Annotated in this window: 12 protein-coding genes; 7 read left to right on the top strand and 5 right to left on the bottom strand. The window is 65.8% G+C overall.

What is annotated here, in order from left to right; all coding sequences use genetic code 11:
- Nucleotides 1-21: 21 nt before the first annotated feature.
- On the bottom strand, nucleotides 22-1,251 hold the full coding sequence (locus LCY71_RS18105; protein ID WP_225335975.1) for an outer membrane protein assembly factor BamB family protein: 1,230 nt from the start codon (nucleotides 1,249-1,251) through the stop codon (nucleotides 22-24).
- Complete coding sequence (locus LCY71_RS18100; protein WP_225335974.1) at nucleotides 1,233-3,587, bottom strand: M48 family metalloprotease; 2,355 nt, start codon at nucleotides 3,585-3,587, stop codon at nucleotides 1,233-1,235. Before LCY71_RS18100 ends, LCY71_RS18105 begins: the two co-directional genes overlap by 19 nt.
- Before the next feature lie 151 nt (nucleotides 3,588-3,738).
- Here LCY71_RS18100 and LCY71_RS18095 point away from each other — a divergent pair, with 151 nt between their 5' ends.
- A complete protein-coding gene (locus tag LCY71_RS18095; protein ID WP_225335973.1) occupies nucleotides 3,739-5,592 on the top strand; it encodes a hypothetical protein in 1,854 nt (617 codons plus the stop codon).
- Here LCY71_RS18095 and LCY71_RS18090 read toward each other — a convergent pair.
- From LCY71_RS18090 to bioB, 3 genes are all read right to left on the bottom strand, one after another.
- Entirely contained in the window at nucleotides 5,490-7,322 is a 1,833-nt protein-coding gene (locus LCY71_RS18090) for a M48 family metalloprotease (protein ID WP_225335972.1), read from the bottom strand. The two genes, LCY71_RS18095 and LCY71_RS18090, sit on opposite strands and share 103 nt — an antisense overlap.
- Before the next feature lie 77 nt (nucleotides 7,323-7,399).
- Nucleotides 7,400-8,506: an aminotransferase class V-fold PLP-dependent enzyme gene (locus LCY71_RS18085; protein WP_225335971.1), complete on the bottom strand. Its 1,107-nt coding sequence runs from the start codon at nucleotides 8,504-8,506 to the stop codon at nucleotides 7,400-7,402.
- Nucleotides 8,507-8,513: 7 nt separating this feature from the next.
- Nucleotides 8,514-9,473 carry a biotin synthase BioB gene (gene bioB, locus LCY71_RS18080; protein ID WP_225335970.1) on the bottom strand — a complete coding sequence of 320 codons (960 nt, stop codon included), beginning with the start codon at nucleotides 9,471-9,473 and terminating at the stop codon, nucleotides 8,514-8,516.
- 515 nt (nucleotides 9,474-9,988) lie between these two features.
- Between bioB and LCY71_RS18075 the strand changes: the two genes are divergently transcribed.
- The 6 genes from LCY71_RS18075 (at nucleotide 9,989) to LCY71_RS18050 (ending at nucleotide 15,593) form a co-directional block, all read left to right on the top strand.
- Nucleotides 9,989-10,807: a SagB/ThcOx family dehydrogenase gene (locus LCY71_RS18075; RefSeq protein WP_225335969.1), complete on the top strand. Its 819-nt coding sequence runs from the start codon at nucleotides 9,989-9,991 to the stop codon at nucleotides 10,805-10,807.
- Nucleotides 10,800-11,858, top strand: coding sequence for a TOMM precursor leader peptide-binding protein (locus LCY71_RS18070; RefSeq protein ID WP_225335968.1), 1,059 nt, complete (start codon nucleotides 10,800-10,802; stop codon nucleotides 11,856-11,858). The genes LCY71_RS18075 and LCY71_RS18070 overlap by 8 nt, the downstream gene beginning before the upstream one ends.
- Nucleotides 11,851-13,137: a YcaO-like family protein gene (locus LCY71_RS18065; RefSeq protein ID WP_225335967.1), complete on the top strand. Its 1,287-nt coding sequence runs from the start codon at nucleotides 11,851-11,853 to the stop codon at nucleotides 13,135-13,137. The genes LCY71_RS18070 and LCY71_RS18065 overlap by 8 nt, the downstream gene beginning before the upstream one ends.
- 338 nt (nucleotides 13,138-13,475) lie before the next feature.
- Complete coding sequence (locus LCY71_RS18060; RefSeq protein ID WP_225335966.1) at nucleotides 13,476-14,249, top strand: creatininase family protein; 774 nt, start codon at nucleotides 13,476-13,478, stop codon at nucleotides 14,247-14,249.
- 425 nt (nucleotides 14,250-14,674) lie between these two features.
- Complete coding sequence (locus LCY71_RS18055) at nucleotides 14,675-15,001, top strand: DUF8065 family protein (RefSeq protein ID WP_225335965.1); 327 nt, start codon at nucleotides 14,675-14,677, stop codon at nucleotides 14,999-15,001.
- Nucleotides 14,991-15,593, top strand: coding sequence for a hypothetical protein (locus LCY71_RS18050; RefSeq protein WP_225335964.1), 603 nt, complete (start codon nucleotides 14,991-14,993; stop codon nucleotides 15,591-15,593). The genes LCY71_RS18055 and LCY71_RS18050 overlap by 11 nt, the downstream gene beginning before the upstream one ends.
- Nucleotides 15,594-15,878 lie beyond the last annotated feature (285 nt).

The following is a 15,878-nucleotide window of genomic DNA, read 5'->3' as shown; positions in this document are numbered from 1 at the left end:
CGGAGTCGGCCGCCACCGCGGTCACGGGCCCTCGAAGCCGTACACGGCGCTGTCGGTCGGATCCGTCACGGCGAACAGCGCGCCGGCGACGACGGTGAGGGGGACGCCGATACCGTTCAGGACCGACACCCGCCATTGCTCCGTCCCCGATGCGACGTCAAGCCCGTAGATGGTCCCGTCGCTGTCGCCCACGAACGCGATGTCACTGCCGACGGTGGCTGAGGTCGACACGGCGCCGTCAGGTTCGAACTCCCACTGCGTAGATCCGTCCGCCGGCGACAGGGCCTGGACGGTGTCCTTGACGACGACGACTGACTCGTCGGCGAGCGTAGGCGAGCAACTGGTTCGGTCGTCACCGACCGACCAGCGCCGCTCCCCGGTCGCGGCGTCGAACGCGGTGACGCCGCTGCGAGCGACGTAGACGGTCCCATCGGCGACTGCCGGAGCCGTGTAGACGAAGTCGTCCACCTGCGAGCCCCACTGGACTCGCCCGGTGGCTGTGTCAAACGCGTAGAGGCGCCGCTCGTAGTCGGCGACGTAGACGGTCCCATCCGCGACCGCCGGAGAGCAAAACAGCGGGCCATCAGTCTCGACGGTCCACAGCGCGTCGCCCGAGTCGGTGTCGAGGGCGTACATCGAACCGTCGACGTCGCCGACGTAGACAACGCCGTCCGCGACCGCCGGCGACGCGAACACGCCACTATCGGTCGACCGCCGCCAGGCGACCTGTCCGTCCGCCCGGGACAGTCCGACGACACTGCCGTTCATGCTGCCGACGAAAACCCGATCGCCCGCGACTGCCGGCGAGGAACGGACGTCCCGTCCGGCGTGGTACCGCCACGCCCGGTCGCCGGTCGTCGCGTCGAGCGCGTAGAGGTACTCGTCCGAGCACCCGACATAGAGCAGGTCGCCGACGACGGCCGGAGTCGACGCGATCCGTCGGTCGAACGGCGTTCGCCAGCGGAGGGTGGGCTGACCGTCGACGCTGCCGTCGGTCACGCCCCGTCGCGCCGCGTCGACGCCGTACATAGAGGAATTGCCTGAGAACGACAGCGAACCGGTGCGACGGCCGTCGCCCGACTCGTCGACGACGCCCGCCAGACAGCCGCCGAGAAGCGCCGACGCGCCCGTTCCGAAAGTACAGAGCCACTGCCGACGGCTGGACGTATCATCGCGGCCCCTGTGATCGCTCACGGCATCGGTCGGCCCGGTCCGCTCGGAGCGGTCGTCCGTCACGCCTGTTTCCCCCACAAGAGATAGTCGTCGCCGACCTCGCGGACCCGGCCGTCGTCGACGAGGCCGTCGAGGGCCGCTTCGATCTGTTTGTCGGTGGCGCCCGTCTCCCGGACGCGGTCGTACACGGCGTCTCTCGGCACCGGAGTAGTCACCTCATATTCCTCAGGGAACCACACCGTCACCGTGTTCGTCTCGCGACGGAGAACGTCGACGACGGTCCGCTCAAGGGCGAGGACGTCCATGCGGTCGGCGAAGTCGAGGTGCGCCTGGTCGTAGACGACGCTGCCGAACAGGAGGGCGTAGGGCGCGACAGCCAGCGCTCGGACGGTGCGGAGCAGTTCACCGGGCGACGGGACCGCCCAGGCGCGTCGACGAGCCTCCGTGACAGACTCACTGACGGCTGCGGTGACGCTGCCGACAAACGAAGGACTGGTACTGCTCCTCGCGATGGCGGCGTCCGTCTCAAGCGCGTTGCAGGTCCGCAACGCCGACCGGAGACCGGCTCGTGAGACCCGTTCAGCGGCGTATCGGTCGGCTGCGCGCTCGCTTTCGGCGAGGTCGTAGAACGCCAGGAGGACGTTCTGCCCGCCGATGAGGACCGACGACAGGGACGCGAGCGCGCCGACGGCGTGATCCAGGTGCTCGAGGTGGTACGCCTCGTGTGCGAGGAGCGCGTCGAGGGCCTCCTCCGAGGGCAGTTCGTCGAGAAGCGCGCGCCCGACGAGAATCGTCGACGGACCGAAGAGCGAACCCCTCGCGGCGGCGAGGACAGGCGCGTCGATGACACGGATCTCGGCCGAGTCGGGGACGGGACGGTCCTCGGTTCCGAGCGTCTCGCTCACCCGGCGGCGGGCGAGAGCGTCGAGCAGTTTGCCGTTCACGTGCATCCCCCACGAGAGGCCAAGCACGATGATCGGCGAGAGGAGGAGCGCATACAGGCCGACGTACGCGAAAGCGTCGGGTACGGGAAGCGGCGAAGCCAGCTCGGCGACCGTCAGGTATCCCTCGAAGTTCGTCCGGATCGTCCGCGGTGAGGGATCTCTGATGGCTCCGTCGCCGAACGTGACGGCGCCGATGACGTTCGAGCCGAGAAAGCTCAGCGTACCGAACAGGCAGAACAGCACGACGTAGTTCCAGTACCGCACCAGTCGACGCCCGACGGCCGCCGCGGAGCCGCTTCGACGGGCCCACAGCCGCTGCAGGGCCGCTCCACCGGCGGCAACGGTGAGCAGGCCCAGGTTCACACCGAGCAACGCTCCGATCCCGGCGGCGTCGTAGTGGAGGTCGACGCCCGACAGGTGCAACTGGAGCGGGACACTCAGCAGCAGGACGAAGACCGAGGTCAGCATGACCGTGATGGCGTTGATCGCGAGGAATCCCAGGAGGATGACTGTCCAACTGACCCGGGAGCGGAACGGTTCGATCGGGTCCGATCTGAGCCGGGACAGCAGCGAGCGACACCAGAAGCAGTACGTCACGCAGGCGCCGAGCGAGACGGCGACTGGAACAAGCACCCGCGTGGGATTGTCGAGCAGCGTTGGGTTGATCGGGGCGACGAGCATAGACACGACGTACGCGATCATCGTGAGCAGTGCCGGCAGCAGCGCCAGTACGGCGATGTTGAGGTGCGGGAACGGCCGGTCGATCAGCGGCGGGCCCGCCTCCCCGACAACGACGCCGTCGGACAGTTCGTCGCCGACGCCCGGGAGCGTGGCCGACAGCGTCCCCGTCGCGTACCGACTGACGACGTACGCGAACAGGAGCACGAACAGGCTCACAGCTCGCTGGTTCAGTATCGTCCCCACGTAGACCGCGACGATTACGACGAGCAGGAAGCTCCAGACCGTGTAGAACCAGCAGAACGTCGCGTACTCGTATTCGAGCCCCGTCGTCGGGAAGCGCGGCCCCGGCCCCCGGCTGAGTGCAGTGAGGACGACGGTCACGAGGAGACTGCCCGTCACGATGGTGGCCTGTGCTCCGTCGGACGGGAACGCAGAGAGGGAGTCAAGCGGCGCGAAAAACGAGTACGTCTGCTGTGGGATTCCGGTCAGGAACGCCAACAGGATGACGGCGACCATCAGGGCCAGCTCGGTCCAGGAACCGCGAGCGGTCTGGCGGCAGTCGTAACGGAGTCGCGTTTCGGGGCCCGTGCCCTCGAAGCGAACCGACGATCGGACGAGGCCGAACCAGTGACGGGCTTTCCAGCACGTCTCGCCGTCGCTGTCTGTCCGTTCGTAGGCTTCCGAGAGTCTGTCCTCTATCTCGGACCGCGTCAGTTCGAGCGCCCACTGCCGCTGCTGCACCCGCCTGGTCGGCTTGCTCTCGACGAAGGACAGACCCGGCAGGGACATAGCGCTACGGGGAAGTTACCGGTCTGTTCGCAGCCAGTCGGGTATAGCTACCGGTGAGAACGACGGCTGAGCGCGGGTGGCACTGGCAGCAGCCGTTGGACTGCAACTATCGAACAATTAAGACCCCGGAGCGGTACGGGACGGGTGACTGATGGATCTACCGAGCCCCGAACCGATTCACGCGGTGCGGGAGCGCTGGGTGGCCGACGACGGGACCGACGCCGTGTCGTGGGTCAGGTCGGCACCGCGGTGGGTGGCCACTGGCGAGGGACGCTGGACGTACGCCGGCACGTCGACCGGAGAGAAGTACGTCCTGACGGTTGCCGACGCCGACGGATCAGCCGACCCGGACAGCCCGCCCGAGGTCACGCTCACCCGCGTCCTCCCGGGCTGGGTTCGGTACCTCGTCTACGGGCTGGTCGGCCTGGCGGTGCTCGCCGTGCTCAATCCGTCGCTGCTGGTGGCCGGTGCGCTGGCGATAGGCGTCGTCTACGCGAGCAGATACGACCCGTCACTCCTCGCGACGGCGCCGCTCCGCCGGGCGTCGCACCGCGTCCACCCCGCGGTCGCGGGACTCTACCTGGGTGGTATGCTCGCGATCGGGCGGTACGCGGGGACGCGAGGTCCCGCGGGAACGTGGGGCATCGCGATCACGGCCCTGACGCTGGCGTACGCGGCAAGCGTCCTCTACAGCCGGAACGCGCTCCCGTTCCAGTCGGCGACCCAGGCCGCGCACGTCCTCCGGATCCCGCTGGGGTTCGTGGGTTCGACGGTCCTCTCTCTGGGCATCGTCTTCGGGGTGACCGTCCTGGCCGCCCACGCGGTGTCGGGTCTGGCCGACCTGTTCGACCGCCCGGCGCCGGCGGCGGCGTCCGTCGGGAGCGGGCTGCCCGGCAGCGCAGTCGAGACCGGCGGCAGCGACGCCCTGGTACTGCTCGTCCAGGTTGCCGAGTGGTTCCCCGTCGCCGTCTGCGTCTACGGGCTTTACCTCGGCGTCCACGTCAGTTCCGACGCCGTCGCCGACGCGCAGCGCATCGCCGACTTCCTCGATGGAGCGCGACCCCACACCGCCGGATCCGAGAGACACCGGATCACGCTGGCGCTCCTGTACTGCCTCTGGGGCGCGCTCGCGCTGGGTTGTGCGCTCGTCGCGGCAGGCGTCATCTGGTTCGGGATCGCGGGCCGATGGCCGCTTCCGGACGCCGTCCTCGCGCCGGCCGTCGCGATGCTGCCGCAGTCGATGGACCAGTCCGCCGAGGCACTGTTGACGGCGACGTTCGCGGTCTTCGATCGGACCTTTGCCGCTGTTCCAGTGGTCGAACCCCGGACTGGGTCGTTGCTCGCGCTGCTCGTCGTCTTCGCGCAGGTTGCCCTGCTCCCTGTCAGCGCCGCCGTCACCGCCATTATGACCCCGGTCGGGCACTTCATCCGCTTCACCCGAAGCACCTCAATTACGGTTCCGGGGCGGCAGCTCCCGGCCGTCCAGACGTCGTCGTCGGCCGAATCAATCGAGCCGGTCCGCATTCTGGGCCACACATTGTGTCTGTATCTCCCGTCGGACGTCGCCACAGACCTCGACTCGGCCGAGCTCGCGGCCCTGGTCGATGCCGTCGCGGCTGCCGGGACCGAACCGCCGGTTGCCGTCCGTGCACTGGCGGCGCTGGCAGTTCTCGTACCAGGCGGTCGCAACCTCGGCCCGGCACTCGTCCCGCTCGTCGACCGGATGGCCGCGTCTGCTGACGGATCCGCACCACTGGACGCGGCACTCGCCAAGCTCCGGGATCGGCCGGCGGAGCCGCCTTCGAAGGCAGATGAGGAGCCGACGAACACGATGCCCCACACTGCGGGCGGCCCTGCAGGCCGGTGGCTCGACCGTCGTATGCTGCCAGCACTGCTGCTCTACTACGGTTCGGCCCGACTCGACCGAGCGCTCCCCGCGCCGCTGCCGGACAGAGACTCGTCGTCTGACGAGAGGCGATCGATCCGCTCGTCGAACGACGGATGAGCCTCGGAGACGGCGAAGCCGCCGAAGAAGAGCTCGAAGGGTTGCGTGAGTCGGGGTGCCCGGTCCGCGAGGGCGAATCCCGGGCCGAAGTTCGGACCGAACGACTGCGACGTGTCGCCCGCGTCGTCGCTCTCTTTCAGGACCGTCAAGGCACTCCGGACCGCATCACTGCCGACCGCGTCAGCGGCGTATTCGTCAGCGTGGAACTCCCGATCGTAGAAGTCGACCATGTCGTAGAGGACGTTCTGCCCGACGAGCAGGGCGCTGCTCGCCAGAAGGATGCGGTTACATAGGCGAGTGTCGCCGTTCTCAACGTGTCCGTGCTCGTGGGCGACGATCGCAGCCAGTTCTCGATCGCCGATCGCCGGGTCATCCACGAGCCCGCGGGTGACGATCACGTGGTCCTCGCCGTCGAATCTGAAGCTCGTCGCGTCGTGTTCTGCGGCGTCCAGCACGCGAAACGAGGCCTCGAACATCGTCCCGTCCGGGCCCGAGGCCTCGATCAGGTCGAGCGTGGACGCAGCGAGCATCGCCTCGATTTCTCCCGTCCGCTTGCGGTACTGGTAGGCGACCCCCGCGAGGGGATAGAGGGCCAGGAGCGCGGCGACGACCGAGGTCTTCGGGAGGTCGAGCGCCGAGTCCGGGAGGACCGGGACCGGGACCCCGAGCAGCACCTCGGCGGCCTTCAGGAGCGCGACGTACACCAGCGCCGACGAGACGGCGACCGCCGACGCGTCCACGAGGCGGCCGATCCACGTCGTCTCGCGGTGCTCGAAGTCGAAGTACTCCATCTTGAACTGCTCGTCCGAGAGGTTCCGGAACAGGGAGACCGCTATCGCCACGAGGGCGAGACTCAGCACCGTGTCCACCATCGGTACCGAGTGCGGGGCCTCCGCAGTGAACCGCTCGAGGACGCGAGCGTCCTCGAACGCGACGTAGCGCCGTACCAGTACCGGCGCGGCGACCGTCAGCACCGGCGCGACGAGGATCCAAACCGACAGCCGCCACGTGTACTGGACGTACCGCTTGCCGAGTCCGGACCGGCGGAGGTCACCGATCGCCGACCGGTCCATGAGCGCGACGAGCCGCTCCCCGCCGTCGGCGAACCAGACCGCGAGGAACGTCGCCGCGAGCGTCCCGTACACGGCGCCGAGTCGGAGCGTGATCCCCGGATCGGCGGCGACGAACGCGGCGGCCAGCCCGACCTTGTTCAGCCCGTCGAGCCACTGCAGGACGCGCACGGGCCTGTAGCGCTCGTACCGGAACCCGACGTCCCGCCCGTCGATGAGCGGGTCGGGGTACTGCTCGAGGTCGAGGAGGCGGAGCGCGTCGTACAGGCCGAACAGCAGGAGCCCGACGCCGGCGACCGTCGCACCCAGAACGGTGAACAGGTTCAGGTCGGCGACGGCGATCCGGGTCGTCTGGACGCGATAGAGGACAGCCCAGAAGCCGAGCCAGATGGCGACGTGCAACGCGAACCGCTTGATCGTCTCTGACGAGAATCGGACACGCTGGTGGAGGACGTACGAACTGGTTTCCGGATCGGGCTCGAGGTCCCACTCGTAGAAGACGGTCCCGAGGCGTCCACGCCAGAACCCCGTCATGGAGTCCGAATCGTACTCGACGTCGTCGTGCTCACACCGCTCGGAGAGGAACTGCTCCCGGAGCTCGACGCGCATCTGCTCGACGTTGAGCCGCGAGTGGCTGTAGACGAGCCGGAACGCTCCCATCGGTCGAGGAGTGTCGGTCGCCATCCGTTAAGGGACTGCTGATAGAGGCAGGAACGGCGTTCGATCCACGAAGTCCCTCAGAGACCCGCCAGCAGTCGATCGACGTCGGCCGCGGTGTTGAACACGTGAACCGACGCCCTGACTAGATCGGTGTCCCGGATGCGTTTGACGCGCACACCCCGCTCCCGTAGCGACTCGACCGTCGACGATGGGTCCGATACCCGGAAGGAGACGAGCCCCGACTCGGGGCGTCGCGGGGAGTACAGTTGCCCGTCGTCGAGGCCGTCCTTCAGTCGGTCGGTCAATCGCTCGATGCTGGCCTCGATCGTCTCGTAGCCCACGTCTTCAATCACCGCGATCGCCTCCCGAAGCGCGGCGTAGGGGGCAATCGACGTCGTTCCGACCTCGAAGCGGGCCGCGCCCGCCTTCAGGTCGTAGTCCGCCGTCGGGGGGTACTCGACGCCGAAGTACCCCAGGTTCGCCGGGTGGAGCCGCTCCGCAAAGTCCCGGGACAGGTAGCAGAACCCTCCGCCCCAGTCGCCGAGGAGCCACTTGTGGCCCGACGCGGCGACGGCATCGGCACCCCACTCCGAGACGTCGACGGGGTGCTGACCGACGGACTGGACGGCGTCGACGAGCACGCGCGTCCCCGCGTCGTGTGCGATGCTCGTGAGCTCCGCCACCGGTAGCCTGGTCCCTGCGGTCCAACTGACGGAACTGAACGACGCGAGTCGCGCGTCTCGGACTGCCTCGGCGAAGCGATCCTGATCGACGCGGCCGTTGACGGTCTCGACCACGCGCACCTCCACGTCGTGGAGCCGTTCGAGGCGACGCCACGGGAGCGTCCCAGCGGTGTGTTCGAGGTCGGTCGTGACGACGACATCGCCCGGCTCCCAGTCGATCGCTGCGGCCACCCGGGCGATGCCGTCACCCGTGCTCTCGGTCAGCGCCACGTCTATCGGATCGGCTCCGATGTGATTAGCCACCGCCTCCCTCGCATCCTCATACACTTCGAAGGCCGCGGCGTACACTCCTTCGTCCGCGGGCGCGTCGAACGCCTGCTGTTCGAGCGCATCCTCGGCGGCATCCACGACACGCTGTGGGGACGGACCACTCGCCCCCGTGTTGAGGTAGGTCGTGTCTTCCAGCGCGGGTATGTTCGCTCGCAGGGCAGCCGGATCCATGTCCACGCTACGCCTCGTTGACCGGGTAATTGTCGTAGTGGATCATGTCGCCCAGCTGGAGGCTGTTGCCGCCGGCCTCGAGGAACTCGTCTCGGCTGATAGGAGCCCGGGCGGTGTTGGTGTCGATCCGGGCGTCCGGATGGATAAACCGGACGAGTGCGAGCGTCTTGAGGATCCCCTCGCGGGTGATGTCGGGCGAGTCACCGACTTTCTCGGCGACGGGGGTCCCCTGGGCCGGGGAGAGGACGTTCAGTGAGAAGACGTCGATGCCGACCTCACGCAGTTCTAGCGCCGCGGCGATCCGGTCGGCCGGCGTCTCCCCCATCCCGACGATGATGCCGGAGCAGAGGTCGATACCGGCCTCCTTGGCGACTTTCAGCGTCTCCAGGCGGTCCTCGAAGGTGTGCGTGCTCGTGATCTCCTCGAAGTACCGCGGCGAGGTCTCGACCATGTGGACGTAGTGCTGGACGTCCTCTGCGGCGAGCTTTTCGGCCTCGTCCGGCTTGAGGAACCCCAGGCACGCGTCGACGTCCAGATCCATCTCCTCCCGGATCAGTTCGATGGCGGTGAGGACCTCCTGCCACTCGTCAGTCCGCAGTTCGCTGTCGGCGCCACGCCGGGTCGACACGACGTTGAACCGTTCGGCGCCCTTCCGCTCCGCGCGCTTGGCCGCCTCCTCCAGCAGCTCCGGCGGTACGACGCCGTGTTGCTCGACGTCCGTGTCGTACCGCGCCGAATAGGCGCAGAATCCGCAGTCCTGGCTACAGATCCCCCGGGTAACGTAGCCGAGCCCGCGGACTGTGACCCCCTCGCCGGCCATCTTCGAGCGGACGTGGTCGGCGCCGGCCGTCAGGTCCGTGACAGGCTCGTCGTACAGGGACAGGTAGTCGTCTTCGTCAAGCTGTTCGCCGGCGAAGATGCGATCGATCGCGGCGTCGACCGTCTCGTTGCCAGTGATGGACTTCATCTCGTCCGAGGCATCGAAAGCCCGGCATAAAGGCCGGCACGCTACCCCACACGCTGTGTAGCTCCGGGCGAGCCGGTGGCCGGACGGGGGTGCTACAGCCGCTGTAGGCCGAGTTCAGATTACATGTGGCGGTAACGCGACGCCCCAGTTGTAATGTTCGGACTCGACGTCGACCTGACGATGCCGTCGCCCTCCAGACAAACCCTGGAGAACTGTCCAACGTGTGGACACGAGCCCGCATCGACGCAGTCGCTCTCGGACCTGTGTCGTGGCTCGGTCTTCTACTGCAGTAACTGCCACTCCGTCTTCGATCCACACTGTGCCCCGGTGGGGTTCCAGTAGGATGGTCCGCCTTCGTTCTCGCGTCGACCGCACGATCTGCGCAGAACTGCGACAGCACGTCTCTGGAACAGTTTCTTACCTGATCAGCGTGATGGGGGGTCCATAGATTCATGAATCCCCAGTCTAAGAACATGGACTTGGCAGTCCAGGACCACCCGGCCGGTCGAAGAGAGTTGACGGGGAACAGATCGTTCCTCGCAGACGTCCGCAAGCGGGGAGTCCGGGGGAGCGATATCAGCGAACTCTTCCACGAGAACACGAAGTTCGACAGGCGATACCTGAACCGGTCTGCGATCACGACGGACGCGCTACCGGACGGATTCTCCGTAGTCGAGCACGACTACCACGGATACGAGTCCGTTCCCCTCCCCGACGCGGAGACGGTCGACGGGAGTCTGGGTGCACTGCTCGACCGCCGCCGCAGCGTCCGTGACTACGCGAATCGGCCTGTGACGAAGCAAACGCTCGGGACCCTACTCGGACACGCGATGGGTCTAACGGCCGAGCAGGAGGCGGAGCCGTACGACGAGACGTTCCGGCCGTACCCGTCGGCCGGCGGGCTGTACCCCGTCGAGGTGTACCCCGTCGTCGTGAACGGCGACGGCGTCGCGGACGGGGCCTACTACTACTCCGTCCGGGACCACGCGCTCCGGGTCATCGACGATGGAGATGACGCGCTAGCGGGGTTCACCGACGCCTTCATGGACGCCGACTTCTCTTCGGGGATCGTCGCCGACTCGGCGGTGACGTTCGTCCTGACCGGCTCGTTCCCGCGGATCAAGGCCAAGTACGGCCCGACGGGCTACCGGTTCGCGCTGCTGGAGGCCGGACACCTCGCCCAGAACCTGCTGCTCGTCGCGGCGGCACTCGGCCTCGGCGGCGTCCCGGTCGGGAGCTACCTCGGCGACCTAGACGAGTTCCTCGGCGTCGACGGCGTCAACGAATCGGCACTGTACACCGTCCCCGTCGGCCATCCGCAAACCCATGAGTGAGAGAACTGACGACCTGGCGTCGTACCCCCGCGTCAACCCGGTCTTCGCGCCGGTCGTCGTCGACGAGAACGAGGTCCACTTCACTGCCGGTCCATGGAGCGGGCCGGTGTTCGAGATCGTCGACGACGACAGGGACGGCACGCTCGCCAACCTCGTCTCGCAACTGGACGGGCGGACCCACGTGGACGAGATACTCGATGGGTTCGACCCCGAAGATCGATCGGACGTCGCTGCAGTACTGCGCTCACTCCAGGAGAAGAGCATCGTCCGCGATCCGGGGAAACAGGTCGACGAACGGCGAGCGAAGCTCGGCGGCTACCTCTCCGTCTCAGACGCCGAGTCGGACGCAGTCGACCGGATCTCCCGATCGATCGTCACCGTCGTCGGCGCTGGCGAGGTGGGGAAGCGTATCGTCGAGGACCTCCTGGCCGCCGACGTGGGGGAGATCAAGTACGTCGCACTGTCGTCTCGTTCCGGGGAGTGGGGTGGATCCCTCGACGACGACCGGCTCCAGTCGATCGAGCCGCGGGCGCTCGGGGACGCCGTCGCGGCGTCCGACTTCGGCGTCGTGGCCGTCGACAGGCCCTACCCGTCGATCACGACGACGATGAACGACGTCGCACACGAGACGGATACGCCGTGGACGCTGGGCGTCGTGAACGGTGTCGACGGACAGGTCGGACCCACCATCTACCCGGGCGAGACGGCCTGTTACGAGTGCTTCCGGGACCGAGCGGACGCCGCGACGCAGTCGCGGATCGGATACCAGCAGGTCGAGCAGTCCGACGGCGTCACCGACGCGCTCCTCCCGTCGTTCGCGGACGTCGTCGCCGGGATGGTCGCGACGGACGTGCTCCGACAGCTGGCCGGTGCCGCCGGCGTCACGACCGGGCGCGTCGTCACGTACGACTTCCACGACTTCGCGGTGCAGGCGGACGACGTCCTCAGGCTACCCCGGTGCAGCACCTGCGGGAAGTCCCCGGAACGTCTGGACAGTCCGAGACACAGGACCCTCGACTCTCTCGTCGAGACGATGGGGGAGCGTGAGTAACGTGGACATCGAAACGACCGACCACCCGGCTACGCGAGCGGAGCGGTGTCTCGGAGAGCTATGCGGTCTGGTGACCTCTCTCCGGTTCAGACAGGGGGGCCGCGACGCGGGCAACTTCGTGACCACGGAACTCTCGACGGCGGCGCTCGGAGACGTGGTCGACGGCGACAGCGAGGGGAGCATCGACGTCACAGTCGGCGGGGGCGGACGGACGAGGGAAGCGGCCACGCTCACGTCGCTGGGCGAGTTCCTCGAGCGGTACAGCATGTACTGGCCGGTCGAGGGCACAGTGGAGGCAACCTTCGAGGAGTTGCGGTCGGCGGGGGAGCGCGTCGTCGACCCCGACTACCTTCGGGTGTGGGACGAAAGGGACCTGGAGGAGGCAGGCCTCGATCGATTCGATCCAGAGACGTCCATCGACTGGGTCGGCGCTACTGATCTCCTGTCGGGCGAGACGACGTTCCTACCCGTCGAACTTGTCGCGTTCCAGTCGCACGACGACGGTGCTGGCTACTTCCCGTCGTCCACGAGCGGGGCGGCGTGCGGGAGTTCCCTCGCCGGGGCGCTGATACGCTCGCTGTACGAGGCAATCGAACGCGACGCAGTGATGCGAGCGTGGTACGAACAGCGAGTCCCACAGCGACTCGACATCTCCGCGTGGCGCAATCTCGAACGATTCCGGGAGCAGATTACGCCGGCGCACTACCGGCTGGAACTCCTCGAACTCGACGGCCCGACCGACTGCGCTGTCGTTGCTGCCGCGCTGGTCAACGAACGCAACCACGAGCCGAAGTTTCGGCTGTTCGCCGGCGCACACCTCACGCTGGAAGGGGCCGTCCGTGACGCGCTTCACGAAGCAGCGGAGGGATTTCTCCAGACGAAGTACCGGCTCGCCACCGGCGGGAAACGAGACGACGAAATAGACGTATCGAGCGTGTACAACTTCGAGGACAACGTCCGATACTACGCGCGGCCCGCGAACTTCGATGACGTCGCACATCTCGTGGACGGCGAGGTCTGCTCCGTCTCCGCTCGCGACGATACCGTACCTGAGGACGCCGTCACAGAACTGGATCAAGTACTGGATGCGCTCACGTCGGCGGCCGACATGACGCCGCTCGCCGTCGATCTCGCGACCGCCGACGTGCGCGACCTCGGGATGTACGCGACGAGCGTCTACGTGCCCGAGCTGATCGACATCGCACTACCGGGTGCACCGCCGGTCGATCACCCGGCACTGGACAGCCTCGCGACCCGATCCGCTCACCCGTTCCCCTGACTACTCGAAGGCGAGTCTACTACCGCTGTAGATCCCCGACCCGCTTGAAGTACGTAGACCTGCACTTCTCAGATGCAGCATGAAGGTAACCATCGACGAGCGCTCGTCCGACAGTACCGACGCGACCGAATCGCGGGCCGGATGTGCCCGTTCCGACCGCAGCCGGTGTGGCTGCAGTCGCTCCAGCCGGACGGAGTAACGCTACACCTCCCGTTTTCACACGCCGTGGGCGACGATGGGGCGGTTCGGCGCCCCGACTCGTATCCACGTCGTAGTGTCGGCTGTAAATCGCTACCGAAGTGAACAGATTGAATGCGGGCTGTCAAACTGCGTGACACATGTACATCGGAGACGAGACCTGGACGGATCTCGGGTCCTATTTCGAGGACGAGTCGCTGGCGCTCGTACCGATCGGCTCGACCGAACAGCACGGCCCACACTTACCGCTGAAGACCGACGCACTGATCGCGGAGGCGTTCGCCCGTGAAGCAGCCAGACGGACGGGCTACCTCTGCACTCCGACGATCAACGTTGGGGTAAGCGCCCACCACCGTCAGTTCCACGGCACGATGTGGGTCGACGCCCCCGTCTTTCGGGACTACGTCGAATCACTCACGCGGAACCTGACGGAACACGGAATCGACCGGGTCATCTATGTGAACGCTCACGGCGGGAACGTGCAGCACCTCCGAGAGGTCGGACGACGGCTCCGGAACGACGAGGCACTGTACGCCATCGAGTGGATGTGGAACGACAGCATCAACGAGCTCGTCGACGAGCTGTTCGATCAGACCGGGCCTCACGGCGGACCGAAGGAGACCGCCCTGGTGCAATACCTCGCTGACGAACTGGTCCACGACGACCGGCTTTCGGAAGCTCGCGACGGCGGCGTAGTCGACATCACGACGAACGACACGATCGTCAACGGTGCACGTACGTACTACGATGCCATCGACAACACACCGAACGGCGTCGTCGGTGACCAGACTGATGCGACCGCCGAGAAGGGAGAACAGCTGTTCGAGGAAGCGTCGGAACAACTCGCTAACCTCTGTGAGTGGCTCGACGCACAGCCATTTGCAGATCTAATGCCGGAGCCACACGTCGAATAGTTGGTCAGATAGTGTTAATACCCTCGTCAGGTGACCACGAGCGGTTGCTCCGCTCTCCTGCCGTCGTCTGACGGCCAGAGTGGGAGGCAACGCACAAGCCGGCATCAAACATGTGAGCCGACCGTGGTGATCGACACAATACAGGATACCTCGAACTCCACACGGGGACGAATACCGGCCTCGTGACAGAGTCAGTGCCGTCGGTCACAACCCTCGGCATCGTCATCACCGCCGCCGTCTACAACCTTGAACGCTCACTCAAACAGTGACCGCTACACCGGATTCAACAAGGCCGTATTTTGTGAAGAGGATCGACAGCAGCCGCTGATTGAGAGGAACTCGCGTAACTGAGGTACGATGAGGAATGTACTAACATGTCCATACACGTCATAACATATAACTCCCTGCGCGGCGAACGCCTCTCCATGAGCGGTTCAAGCTACGATAAAACGATTCAGTTCCGTGCCGGGGCCGAAAAAGAGGCTGCGGAGCTACTCGATGAGATCCATATTGGCGGCGTCAATGTGAGCGAGCTTGCTCGGACCGGGTTGATTGAGATGCTCCGTCGGTCTCTGGACGAACAGGACGAGATCGCGGTCTACGAACGATACAGTCGCGGTGAGATCGATGAAGAGGTAGCTCGGGTTCTCCTCGGCGAGAAAATCGACCAGATGGAAGCGGAAAAAGACGCGTTCGAGTCGGCAATGGAGCGGGATACCTCAACATTCCTGGCTGAAAGCGATGGCGAGTGATCCTCGCCACCCACTTCTGGCCGATACGAGTTCCCTGATTGCCGTTGCAAACACCGACCAGTGGGACGTACTGACAGAGTCACTCGTTCTCACGACCACGAACGTCTGCAAGCACGAACTGCAGAATCACGTCAACTCCAACACGCACGCGCCGGAAGGAAGCCGCGAACAGTACCTGAAACGAGGCAGCCAGCGCGTACTCGATCAATTAGACGATGAGTCCTCGTCGTGGTCGTGCGTGACTGTCGTTCCCCGACCACACGGGCCGGACGCGGGTGAAGAATCGCTGAAGCAGGAACTTTCGGAACACGGTGACTCGTATCAGGTCGTCTCGCTTCTCGATGGAGCTGCGCGTCGGTCGATCCGACGACTGGTTGACGACCACGGATACGACGTTGACGTTGTAGGACCGCCATATCTACTCTACATTCTCCTCGATAACGAGCTCATTTCGAAGGCCGAGTTCTGTGAGGCGACAGGCAAGATGATACGGACTGAAGGGTGGACGGGATACGAGGTTGTCAAGAATGCGTGGGCCAGCATTCCTGTTGATTGTTCCGAGTTCCTTGACAACAATATTCTCCCGCCCTGAGAACTCACAAGTGCTGCAACGCTCAATACAGGAAAGGTAATCAACAGCTGTCTGCTCTGTTGAATCCGGCCACAGCAGCGGGGTCAACTCGATCGAGATCCGCTTTCTCGGCCTGTTCACATTGCGGAGATGTGCATCAGTACGGCGGTCGACTGAGTCGCTTGAAGATCCAGATTTTGATCGAAACTTCGGAGACTTCTGATCAAGAAAGACCGTCTCTCTTCAACCACATCTCGGTGGATCCCCTGTGAGAGCGGCCATATCTGCCTACCTTTGACAACGGGA

It is taken from the genome of Halomicrobium urmianum (genome assembly GCF_020217425.1).
Classification (GTDB): Archaea; Halobacteriota; Halobacteria; order Halobacteriales; family Haloarculaceae; genus Halomicrobium; species Halomicrobium urmianum.
This window is presented reverse-complemented; position numbering and strand designations above follow the sequence as displayed.

Coding starts and splice junctions, on each gene's coding strand:
- LCY71_RS18100 (WP_225335974.1), bottom strand. CDS start 3,587: ATGTCCCTGCCGGGTCTGTCCTTCGTCGAGAGCAAGCCGACCAGGCGG.
- LCY71_RS18095 (WP_225335973.1), top strand. CDS start 3,739: ATGGATCTACCGAGCCCCGAACCGATTCACGCGGTGCGGGAGCGCTGG.
- LCY71_RS18090 (WP_225335972.1), bottom strand. CDS start 7,322: ATGGGAGCGTTCCGGCTCGTCTACAGCCACTCGCGGCTCAACGTCGAG.
- LCY71_RS18085 (WP_225335971.1), bottom strand. CDS start 8,506: ATGGATCCGGCTGCCCTGCGAGCGAACATACCCGCGCTGGAAGACACG.
- bioB (WP_225335970.1), bottom strand. CDS start 9,473: ATGAAGTCCATCACTGGCAACGAGACGGTCGACGCCGCGATCGATCGC.
- LCY71_RS18070 (WP_225335968.1), top strand. CDS start 10,800: ATGAGTGAGAGAACTGACGACCTGGCGTCGTACCCCCGCGTCAACCCG.
- LCY71_RS18060 (WP_225335966.1), top strand. CDS start 13,476: ATGTACATCGGAGACGAGACCTGGACGGATCTCGGGTCCTATTTCGAG.
- LCY71_RS18055 (WP_225335965.1), top strand. CDS start 14,675: ATGAGCGGTTCAAGCTACGATAAAACGATTCAGTTCCGTGCCGGGGCC.
- LCY71_RS18050 (WP_225335964.1), top strand. CDS start 14,991: ATGGCGAGTGATCCTCGCCACCCACTTCTGGCCGATACGAGTTCCCTG.